Origin of the sequence: Paenibacillus koleovorans NBRC 103111 (genome assembly GCF_004000845.1) — a bacterium.
In the GTDB taxonomy this organism is placed as follows: Bacteria; Bacillota; Bacilli; order Paenibacillales; family NBRC-103111; genus Paenibacillus_AA; species Paenibacillus_AA koleovorans.
The window spans coordinates 1-10,565 of the sequence record NZ_BIMA01000171.1; the positions used below are offsets into that span (position 1 = coordinate 1).

At 52.5% G+C, this 10,565-nt stretch carries 7 protein-coding genes, 1 pseudogene and 1 other annotated feature; of the genes and pseudogenes, 2 read left to right on the forward strand and 6 right to left on the reverse strand.

The annotated features are described in order from the left end of the window. Positions 1–107: 107 nt before the first annotated feature. The 3 genes from murC to PKO02S_RS30220 are packed head-to-tail and all read right to left on the reverse strand — an operon-like array spanning position 108 to position 5,589. Positions 108–1,499 (reverse strand): UDP-N-acetylmuramate--L-alanine ligase, encoded by a 1,392-nt coding sequence (murC, locus tag PKO02S_RS30210; RefSeq protein WP_127588734.1) that lies wholly within the window; start codon positions 1,497–1,499, stop codon positions 108–110. A gap of 8 nt (positions 1,500–1,507) precedes the next feature. Next, complete coding sequence (locus PKO02S_RS30215) at positions 1,508–2,905, reverse strand: bifunctional folylpolyglutamate synthase/dihydrofolate synthase (RefSeq protein WP_127588735.1); 1,398 nt, start codon at positions 2,903–2,905, stop codon at positions 1,508–1,510. A gap of 14 nt (positions 2,906–2,919) precedes the next feature. Then, positions 2,920–5,589 carry a valine--tRNA ligase gene (locus tag PKO02S_RS30220; RefSeq protein ID WP_127588736.1) on the reverse strand — a complete coding sequence of 890 codons (2,670 nt, stop codon included), beginning with the start codon at positions 5,587–5,589 and terminating at the stop codon, positions 2,920–2,922. 59 nt (positions 5,590–5,648) lie between these two features. Next, positions 5,649–5,863, reverse strand: a binding site (T-box leader). Positions 5,864–6,171: 308 nt separating this feature from the next. On the opposite strand from PKO02S_RS30220, the gene PKO02S_RS32655 reads away from it, so the two are divergent. Continuing rightward, entirely contained in the window at positions 6,172–6,336 is a 165-nt protein-coding gene (locus PKO02S_RS32655; RefSeq protein ID WP_164821775.1) for a YszA family small membrane protein, read from the forward strand. A 61-nt stretch (positions 6,337–6,397) separates the two neighbouring features. On the opposite strand, the gene PKO02S_RS30225 is transcribed toward PKO02S_RS32655, so the two are convergent. The 3 genes from PKO02S_RS30225 to PKO02S_RS30235 all read right to left on the reverse strand — a co-directional run bounded on the left by PKO02S_RS30225 (position 6,398) and on the right by PKO02S_RS30235 (position 9,345). After that, the gene (locus tag PKO02S_RS30225; RefSeq protein WP_127588737.1) at positions 6,398–7,750 is read right to left on the reverse strand and encodes a LysM peptidoglycan-binding domain-containing protein; all 1,353 of its coding nucleotides are present in this window, start codon (positions 7,748–7,750) and stop codon (positions 6,398–6,400) included. Positions 7,751–7,967: 217 nt separating this feature from the next. After that, positions 7,968–8,489 carry a hypothetical protein gene (locus PKO02S_RS30230; protein ID WP_127588738.1) on the reverse strand — a complete coding sequence of 174 codons (522 nt, stop codon included), beginning with the start codon at positions 8,487–8,489 and terminating at the stop codon, positions 7,968–7,970. Positions 8,490–8,580: 91 nt separating this feature from the next. Continuing rightward, entirely contained in the window at positions 8,581–9,345 is a 765-nt protein-coding gene (locus PKO02S_RS30235) for a hypothetical protein (protein WP_127588739.1), read from the reverse strand. A 416-nt stretch (positions 9,346–9,761) separates the two neighbouring features. Between PKO02S_RS30235 and PKO02S_RS30240 the strand changes: the two are divergent. Further along, positions 9,762–10,364, forward strand: a pseudogene (locus PKO02S_RS30240) (transposase); the annotation flags it as partial. Positions 10,365–10,565 lie beyond the last annotated feature (201 nt).

Consider the following 10,565-nt stretch of genomic DNA (forward strand, 5'->3'; position numbering starts at 1 on the left):
AAATTCAAAAGCAGGGGAATAGCCTTCGGTCTTCCCCAAAAAACTTATACTTTCTAATAAAACCATAAAAAAGGCGCCCTCTCGGGCACCCCACCGCACTTCAACCGCTACTCTCTCGGCCGCCGCGCCTCCAGCTCCTGCGCCAGTTGCGCCGCCACTCGCCAAATGTCGCCCGCGCCCATCGTGAGCACCAGGTCGCCGCCCGCGACATGCGTCTGCAAGTACGCGAACACCTCATCCTTCGTCGGCAAATGCCGGACGTTCGAGTTGCTGTTCGCATGAATCAGCTCGACCAGCTTGGCGGAGCTGACCCCCTCGATCTGCTTCTCCCCCGCCGGGGAGTAGATGTCGGTGATGATCACCTCATCCGCCTCATGGAACGCCCGGCTGAACTGATCGAACAGGAAAAACGTCCGCGTATACCGCTGGGGCTGGAACACGGCGACGATCCGCTTGCCTGTCGCTTTCGCGGCGCTGATCGTCGCTTCGATCTCGGTCGGATGATGCGCATAGTCGTCGATGACGAGTATGCCGTCCGTCTCGCCGAGCACCTGGAAGCGCCGCTTCGCGCCGCGGAACTCCCGGATCGCAGCGGCGATTCGATCGAAAGGCAACCCCGCCTCCAGGCAAATAATAATCGTCGCCAGCGCATTGTACACATTGTGCCGGCCGGGTACGGACAGCTCCACCCGTCCGAGCCGCGCACCTCGATAGACGACGTCGAACGAAACCTTGCGGTCGCCCGGCCGGATATCGTCGGCATAACAATCGGCCCCGCTCTCGGCATGGAACCCATACGTCACCACCGGCACGGGAGCCTCCAGCCTCAGTTGCTGCAGATGCGGGTCGTCGAGACATAGCACCGCTTTCCCGTTCGGATTCACTTGACTGATGAACTGCGCGTAGGCAAGCTTCAGCTTCTCGAAATCGCCGTCGTAATTTTCCAGATGATCCGCTTCGATGTTCGTAACAACCGCATACAACGGATGATACTGGAGAAACGAACCGTCGCTTTCGTCGGCTTCGGCTACGACATAGTCGCCTTTGCCGGCCTTCGCATTGCTGCCCACATTCATGATTTCCCCGCCGATGAGGAAGGTCGGATCGAGTCCGCACCGCTCCATCACCAGGGAGATCATCGAGGAGGTCGTCGTTTTGCCGTGCGCCCCGGCGACGGCGATGCCCTTGCGGTCCGACATGAGTCGCGCCAGCATTTGGGACCGGTGGAGGATCGGGATGTTCAGCTTCTCGGCTTCCTGCATCTCCACATTGTCCTTCGCCAGCGCCGTCGAATAGACGACCACATCGGCACCTTGGACATGCCCGGCGTTATGGCCGATGTAGACTTGCGCGCCCTTCGCAGCCAGCTTGTCGGTCAGCTCCTGCCGCGCCAAATCCGAGCCCGTCACCCGGTACCCCATCTCCAGCATCACCTTCGCGATGGCGCTCATGCCGTACCCGCCGATCCCGATAAAATGAATATGCTCTGCAGCGCTCACTCCGAGCCTCACCAGCCTTTGTCAGAATCCTTCCGGTACAAGATCCATGCCCGGACGTCGGAGATGAGATAGAGCGTTCCCGACACGACCGCCAAGTCGCCGGGCTCCGTCCGTTCCGTCAGCATCCGAAGCGCCTCTCTGTAGTCTTTCTCCACATCGATGGGAATGATCAGCGCGAGCTCTCCCGCTACTTCACGAGCGAGGTCGGCCAGCGCGTCGGCGTCCATCTTTTTGAAAAACACCGGCTCGGTCACGATCAATGTATCCACTAAAGGCAGTATATGCCTCAAATAGTCGGAATGACTCTTCGTCGGCATCATTCCCATCATCAAATGAAGCCGCTTGTGAGGGTACACCGTGCGCAGCGCTTCGGCGAGCGTCGCCGCCCCTTCCGGATTATGCGCGCCGTCCAGCAGCAGCGGGGGCTCGCGGCGAATCATCTCGAGCCGGCCTGCCCAAGCGGCGGTGCGCATGCCCTCGAGCAAGTTCTCGTCGTCGACGAGAACGGCATAATATTGCCGCAGCACCTCCAGCGTCATAACCGCCAACGCCGCGTTTTTCTGCTGATGAGCACCGCTCAGAGCAATGCCGATCCCCGGCACGTCGCGAAACGGCCCGCTGAAATCGAACACTTGATGCTCCACTGCCGACTCTACTGACGCGTACCGGAATTGGTCCCCCATCAAATACAACGTCGTCCGCCTCTCAGCCGCAGTCCGCCGCATGACTTCTACAGCCTCCGGCTGCTCGACCGTGCAGACGACCGGCACGCCCGGCTTGATAATGCCGGCCTTTTCCGAAGCTATCTCCTCGATTGAATTGCCGAGAATGTCCATATGATCGTGTCCAACGTTCGTAATGACCGAGACGATCGGCGCCACAATGTTCGTCGAGTCGAGTCGGCCACCTAGACCGGTTTCCCACACGACCAAGTCCGGGAACGCGATGCGGGCGAAATAAGCGATCGCGATCGCCGTAGACACCTCGAACATCGTCGGGGCACCGATATCCGTCTGCGCCATTCCATCGGCGAACGGCTTGATCTGATTGGCAAGCTTCAAAAGCGATTCGTCATCAATATCGACGCCGTTTAACTGGATCCGGTTCTGGTACCGCTCGATGTAAGGGGACGTGAACGTCCCCACATCGTAGCCGCTCTGTACGAGCACCCGGGTCAAGTAGGCGCAAGTCGAGCCTTTGCCGTTCGTGCCGGCGACGTGAATGAATTTCAGCCGGCGGTGCGGATGGCCGAGCAGCTCCATGAGCCGCTCCATCCGCTTCAAGCCGACCTGGATGCCGAACTTCGGCATGCGCTGCGTGATCCAGGCGATCGCCTCGTCGATATCGCGGAACGCCGCTTCGCCTTGCGGCTCCAGTCCGCCGTCTTTGCAATCCTGCTCGCTCATAGCCATCCACCGTCCTATCCGCGCAGCTCGGCCATCCGGGCCAGCACTTTTTCGCGTTTGTCGGCATAATCCTGCCGCTTCGCTTTCTCTTCCTCGATTACCCGGGCAGGCGCTTTGGCTACGAAGCCCTCATTGCCCAGCTTTTTGTCGATACGATCCACTTCCGCATTCAGCGTCTGCACTTCTTTCTCGAGACGGGCCATTTCCTGGGAAATGTCGATCAACCCCGCCAGCGGCAAATACAGCTCCGCCCCGGTTACGACCGCCGTCATCGCTTTCTCCGGATTCGCCAAATCCAGACGGATCGCCAGCTCCGAAGTGTTGCAGAACCGGCGCAAATAGTCCTCGTTGCCGCTCAAAATCGCGAACGCCGCCTCGTCGGCCGGACGTACGAGCAGCTCGATTTTTTTGCTCATCGGCACGTTCACTTCGGCGCGGATATTCCGAACCGAGCGAATGATCTCCATCAGCAGGTTCATCTCTTTTTCGGCGTCCGGCGCTTCCCATTTGACGTCATAGATCGGCCATGAAGCAAGCATAATCGTCTCGCCCTCATGCGGCAGATGCTGCCAAATTTCCTCGCTGATGAACGGCATGAACGGATGGATCAGGCGCTGCGTCCGGTCGAGCACATAGGCCAGCACCGATTGCGTCGTCTTCTTCGCTTTCTCGTCTGTCCCATACAAAGACAGCTTGGCAAATTCGATGTACCAGTCGCACAGATCATCCCAGATGAAATTGTACAAGTAGCGACCCGTTTCGCCGAACTCGTATTGCTCGATCAGTCGGGTTACTTCGCGAACCGTGTCGTTCAACCGGTGCAAAATCCAACGATCGGCTGTGCCTAACTGCCCGCTAAGGTCGATGTCTTCATATGTGAAGCCCTCCAGGTTCATCAAAGCGAAACGGGAGGCGTTCCAAATTTTGTTGGCGAAGTTGCGGGCCTGCTCGACGCGCTCCCAGCGGAAACGCAAATCTTGACCCGGCGTGCTGCTCGTCGAGAGCATGTAGCGCATCGCGTCGGACCCGTATTTCTCGATGACCTCCTGCGGATCTACCCCGTTGCCAAGCGACTTGGACATCTTGCGGCCTTCGGAATCGCGAACGAGCCCGTGGATCAGCACGTCCTTGAACGGAGTCTGACCGGTGAACTCGATGCCGGAGAAAATCATCCGGGACACCCAGAACGGAATAATATCGTATCCCGTTACGAGCACGCTTGTCGGATAGTAGCGCTTGAGATCCTCCGTCTCTTCCGGCCAGCCAAGCGTGGAGAACGGCCACAGCGCCGAGCTGAACCAGGTGTCGAGCACATCCTCGTCTTGGCGAAGATGTTCGCTGCCGCATTGCGGGCAAGTGCCGAGATCGTCGCGGGATACGCTCGTCTGACCGCAGCCGTCGCAATACCAGGCCGGGATCCGGTGGCCCCACCAGAGCTGACGAGAAATACACCAGTCGCGCACGTTTTCCATCCATTGCAGATAGCTGCGCTCGAACCGGTCGGGCACGAAATTCGCGCCTTTGCCGCTGCGCTGGGCATCGATGGCCGCTTGCGAGAGCGGCTTCATGTCGACGAACCATTGCGTGGAGAGATAAGGCTCCACTACCGCCCCGCTCCGCTCGCTGTGACCAACCTGATGCACATGCTCCTCGATCTTCAGCAGCACGCCCTGCTCCTTCAAGTCGCTGACAAGCAGTTTGCGGCACTCGAAGCGGTCCAAGCCCTGGTAAGGGCCGGCGTTCGCGTTCATGCGGCCGGATTCGTCCATGACGAGCACTTGCGGCAACTGATGGCGCTGGCCGACTTCGAAGTCGTTCGGATCGTGAGCCGGCGTAATCTTGACTGCACCGCTGCCGAAATCTTTCTCGACGTAGCTGTCGGCGATTACCGGAATTTCACGGCCGATAATCGGCAGGATGAGCATCTTCCCGATCATATGCGCATACCGCTCGTCTTCCGGATGGACCGCTACGGCCGTATCGCCGAGCATCGTCTCCGGACGCGTCGTCGCAACAGTCAGATGCCCGCTGCCGTCCTTAAGCGGATATTGCAAGTGGTAGAGGCCGCCTTGCACCTCTTTATACTCGACCTCAATGTCCGACAGCGCCGTCCGTGCAGCGGGATCCCAGTTGATGATCCGATTGCCGCGATAGATCAGCCCTTTCTCATACAGGCGAACGAACACCTCGCGAACCGCCCGGGACAGCCCTTCATCGAGCGTAAATCGTTCCCGCGAGTAATCGAGCGAGAAGCCTACTTTGCCCCACTGCTCGTGAATCCGGTCGGCGTAATGCTCCTTCCACTCCCACACTTTCTCCAGAAACTTCTCGCGGCCCAAATCATAGCGGGACAGCCCTTCCTCGCGCAGCTTCTGCTCGACCTTCGTCTGCGTCGCGATACCCGCATGATCCGTTCCAGGCAGCCACAGCGCGTCGTAGCCCTGCATCCGCTTCACGCGGATCAGAATATCCTGCAGCGTGCAATCGAGCGCATGCCCGATGTGCAGCATCCCCGTGACATTCGGCGGCGGAATGACGATTGTGTACGGTTCGGCGTCAGGCCGTTTGCCCGCGCCAAAAAATCCGTTCTCCAGCCAATATTTGTACCATTTCTGCTCGGCCGCCTTCGGATCGTACGTCGTGGGCATCGAGCTTGCGGTTTTCAAAGTTTGATCTTCTGCCATAGAAAATGACCTCCTTCAGTAATAGCGACCATTCCAGGAACACAAAAAAACCTTTCGCCGCAAAGGACGAAAGGATGTTCTTCCGTGGTACCACCTTCATTCCGACCCCCTGAGAGAATCGGCGCTCAAGCAGATAACGGCTGCAACCGGCCCCGCGCACGCGAGAGGCAACTCCAGGACGACTTCGGCAATTACGACCTGCGGGACCTTCCAGCGCTTGCGGTCCCACTCTCTGAAGGGTTGGCTGCCTACTACTTCCTATCGACGTTTTTAATAAAATAAAAATACACAATAATAATGATACCGATAATAACGCGTGTAGTCAATCCGCTGTGAACCGAATTCAGGGACAGTCAGTCGGTTTTGTCATGCTTCAGCATCAGCTTGACGATGAAGATGATGACGACGATCAACCCTGCAATCCAGACGGACTGGTAGATGGACTGCGCAGTCGGCATAGGCTCGCACCTCTTAGTCGAGTGAAGTCTTATCTTTCAGCATATCCACCCTCGGCGGGTTCATACACTAAACTAAACCGTTCCTCAAATTTTATGGCGCCGTCAAGCCTTAGGAGGTGGTACCGTGGACAAATGGTGGTGGAAGGTTCGGTATTCCGTAAGAGGACTTTTGTTTCCGTTGATTTGCATCCAATTCATACGCACGCTGATTTTGCCGAACCCTCTGGATGTATTCATCCTGTTCGCGCTGTTTTTGGTCTATCTCGGCTTCTTGATGAACATATATTGAACTCTTCCGGCTCGGAGAAAGCCCCGACAGCCTGCAACGGCGGTCGGGGCTTTTTGCGCGACTATGGGATATAAAGCACCTGTCCGGCGGAAATTTCCGGCTCCGGCAGCTTGTTGTACAGCTTGAGCTCCTGGGGCTTTTTGTCGTAGCGACGAGCAATCGTCTCCAGCGTCTCTTCCTTCTGCACGATGACCATCCGCACCTTCTTGAATTTCTGCTCTTCGCCTTCGGAGAGGAACAGCTTCTTCCACTCCAGCACATCCGCAGGGTTCTGCTCCTCTACGCCGGCTCGGGTATCGGCTGCTTGCGCGGCTTCGCGCTCCCTCTCGTTCTCGGCGGCGCGTCGATAGGCCTCGTTCTTATGTATGTAAGACTTGAAGTCGGATGTTTGGCTTTCTTCCGCACGTTTGATGAAGGCGATCTTCATCGATGTGTCGCGCTCTTCCTCTTCCGTTTCAACAACCGCATTGTTCATTTCGCTGTTTTCAACCAAACTCGTGTTTTCCGCCGCCTGCTCCGCTTCCGTCTCGAACTGATCCAGCAGCGTCATGTCTTCGTACGTGTCCACCAATATTTCTTCTCTCGGCGGAGGCGCTGCGGCAAACTCCTCATCTTCGCGCTGATCCTCGTAAACTTCCTGCACATCTTCCTCTTGGACGACAAAAGCAAGCTCTTGCGACTCCTCCGCTTGCTCAGCCAGTTGCTCCGCCCACTGCTCCTCCGCTTGCTCTTCGCGTCCCCCAGGCACTTCTTCCTCTACTTGCTGCTGATAGTAAGGATAAGCTGCCGGCTGAGGAACGGATGGGGCTTGAACCGGAGCTTGCGCGTAAGGATAGTAAGGCTGCTGCGGAAATCCATACCCTTGCTGGCGGTACGGCGAAGCGGGCTGCTGGAACCACGGCGAGCTTGGCGGCGCTTGCGCGTAAGCGGACGGCTGCTCTTGCTGCTGCTCGGCCTCGAACGGCTCGATCGCCTGAGGCTGTTCGACCTGATGGACGAACAACACCTCCTCTTCCTCCCGCCAGACGTTCGGCGCAGCCGACTGCAGCTCGATCCCGTGGAGCGACAACACACCTGTCACATTCAAGCTGCGGGACGACAGCAGGTCCACATCGAAATTGTCGATCTCCACCGCGATCCGCTCCACCCGGTCCACTCGATTCATCGGGAGCGTGATTTCCACCGGAATGTAATGTCTCAGCTCAATCGCCGATCGCGTCTCCGCTTCCCCATTCTCGCCTGCATAAGTGCCCTGGAGCAGCAAATGCCCCCGTACTACCGCCTGATCGCCATTCACGTCTACTTCAATTTGCGGGATGAGCTCCATCCCATCCAATTCACGAATCGATTCCGCGTCCTCCGGAAGCAAGATTCGCTCATAAATATCGAACCGCAAACCTGGCTGCTGGCTCAACTTTGAACTCCTCCTTTCAGAAAACCGTCTATAAATTTATATGGACGAAGGAGGGCCACCATGACACTATTTTTTAGTTATTATACCAAATAATAAATTCAAAAAATCTATGTTTTCAGCTTCAATCGTTGGCGGGACCGCTATTTATATCTTTTACAATTTCTTGACCTTCTTTGTATTGCTTCCGCAGATTTATATGTCCACATCTTCCGAAGAATTATTGAGTTACCTTTGTCAAATCAAGAACACTTGAATTGGTCAAATTGTTTCTGTTTAATAAAACTTCTTTACTACCCCCAAACCAAGACATTTCAAGTTTTAAATTAGGATAAATGCTATTTAACTTTTCAATTTGTTCTTTTTTCATAGAAGATAATTTGTTTATTGCCGCCTTCTTTGTGTAGATGATCTTATTTCTATTTTTATTTTGAGTATCAAATGCTTGTAAGTTTGTTGGCTCAGTCAGAAATCTTTGTAGAGGAGTGAACTCATTCATTTGTTCATCTAGTGTGATATCTACATCGAAATTAATTAGTGCTTGTTCCGATTCGTTCGATATGAGCAAATTGTACACAATATAGTCATATACATCACCATTTTTACCAACTTCATAAGTAATCGAATACTCTGCTGAAATATGTGCTTTTTTTGACGGAACTGCTACTGCCACTAACAGGGATACTATGAGGATTATTACAAAAACAATGATTCCACTAATAATTAACTTCTTTTTACTCACAGGGTTCACTCTCCTGACTGAAAATGCAGAACTGAGGCAAGAATTTCTTGCCCCAGAATGATTCATTCTTCAAAGATTGAACAGCAAAACATTAATACCCATAATAATGTTCTGGAATACGTTGTGGATAACCAGCAATAACTAGAGCTTGTGCTTCAATGCCTGAGAAACTTGCATATGGTGCCATTTGAGCGGCTTTTGGAGTTGGAAAGTCAATGGTACTTTGATGTGCCAATCCATTTGTATCGATAAAATAGCCCCAACCATGTTCATAAATTTCTCTCGAGTGAGAATATGCCAATGTCTCCCAATCATCCGGTGTAAATATGTGATCGACAAATACTTCACCTTGATATGTAATGTATCGATAACTATAGTAGTTCTGCGCTGACGCTTGTTCAGTTGTATCAGCTGATACAGCGTAAAATAAGTTTGCTACACCATATAATATTGAGGAGACATATGTGTATATTCCAAGTACAAGGGATAGAGTGCTATTAATAATATTAAACCATATCCCGCTTATACTATTTGCTGAGTAAAGTCCACTATTAGAATAAGAAACACTCGATCTTGTGTCTCCAGGACTAGCCAGTAATCCAAATTTATTTGTACCAATATCGGAATAATTTAAATATTTTACATATTCAACCGTGTGTTTTTTCACGGTTTCTTCAAAATAAATTGCAGCATCCTTCGGAGACATAGTTTTCATTTTTTCTTCAATTTCAAGAAGTAATTCCTTCGTCAACTCCATCTCTTTGTTATCAATATACTGGTAGGATCTACTAGAAGCATTCGCAGATGTTGGAAATAAAATGCAGAAACACAAGAATACTAAAAATAATTTTCTCATATACGAGCTCCTCTCATACTAAGTGATTCTTATATGATAGCTGGCCAGCGTATCAGCAAAAAGATTGATTCGGCCTTTGATGCTCATGATTTAAGGCTGATTGTGGGTGGCCATGAGATTTATTTTTTGTCACTTATGCAAGGCAATACCGATTTTTTCAACAAAAATTGTTGCTATGGTTATTACCAATTACTATTGACTAAAATCACGTTACAACTCAACACCAAAACCAATAAAATAACCATAATTTCCTTATAAAACATAAATATTCATCTATTTCTAACATATTCTATAGTTATCTTAGCGCTAAATCGTTAATATTGCAACGATTTTCTCCTAAATATTTCATATAAATTCGAATTTCGAAAGTACCGCTCACTAAAAATATATAAAAAGGGCTCCAAATCTTTGGTAGAATTGTGTTTGTCGAGAAGATGAAATGGACCCAGCACCTCGCAAGCGATGTGGCGGTTTGCCGCTACTGGAAGCGATATGTCGACGAGGACTGGATCATCGAAGGGATCACCTTGATTTACAAAGCCACGTCCTGGAAAAAGCCCCACCGAGTAGCGGTCATTCGCAAGGCGCAAGTGTGCGTTGACGGTCAGGGCCGTATCGTGTTTGACGAAGATTGGCAATACGAAGCGATCGTGACCAACCTGGAATGGGATCCGATTGATCTGTGGCGTTTTTACAACCAACGCTGTTGCATGGAGATCTACATCAAAGAGGCGAAAGACAGCTTTTCCATTGACCGCATCACCACTGGTGAATTTGAAGCTAACGAACTCGATCTGCTGATTAAGCTGCTTGCCTATAACTTGTTCGAGCGCATCAAACGCGATTGTTGCGAGCCGGTGCATCAGGGATATACGATTGCTAGATTCCGACTAGAGTTCTTTCATTGCGCGGCAACGCTTGTTCAGCATAGTCGATCTATCGTGCTCAAGCTGATACAGGATTTCGCCAGCCGCTACGATTGGAGACGGATGGAAGCCAGAGTGGTTCAATTGGAATGAACATTTCCCATAATCTCACACTGCAAACGCAAGAGCCTCTTCATTGAGGAGGGGGAGTTATCTCCATGTGGACCCTTTTCCGAAATTACGTTGCTTCTTCTACCGCTTATTCACAGTCATTCAACCGCTCCGGGATGATCCCCGCCGTATTCTTACGCGCTTTTAGAAATTCAGGATAAACCTGAATTTCTAAAGTGAGTT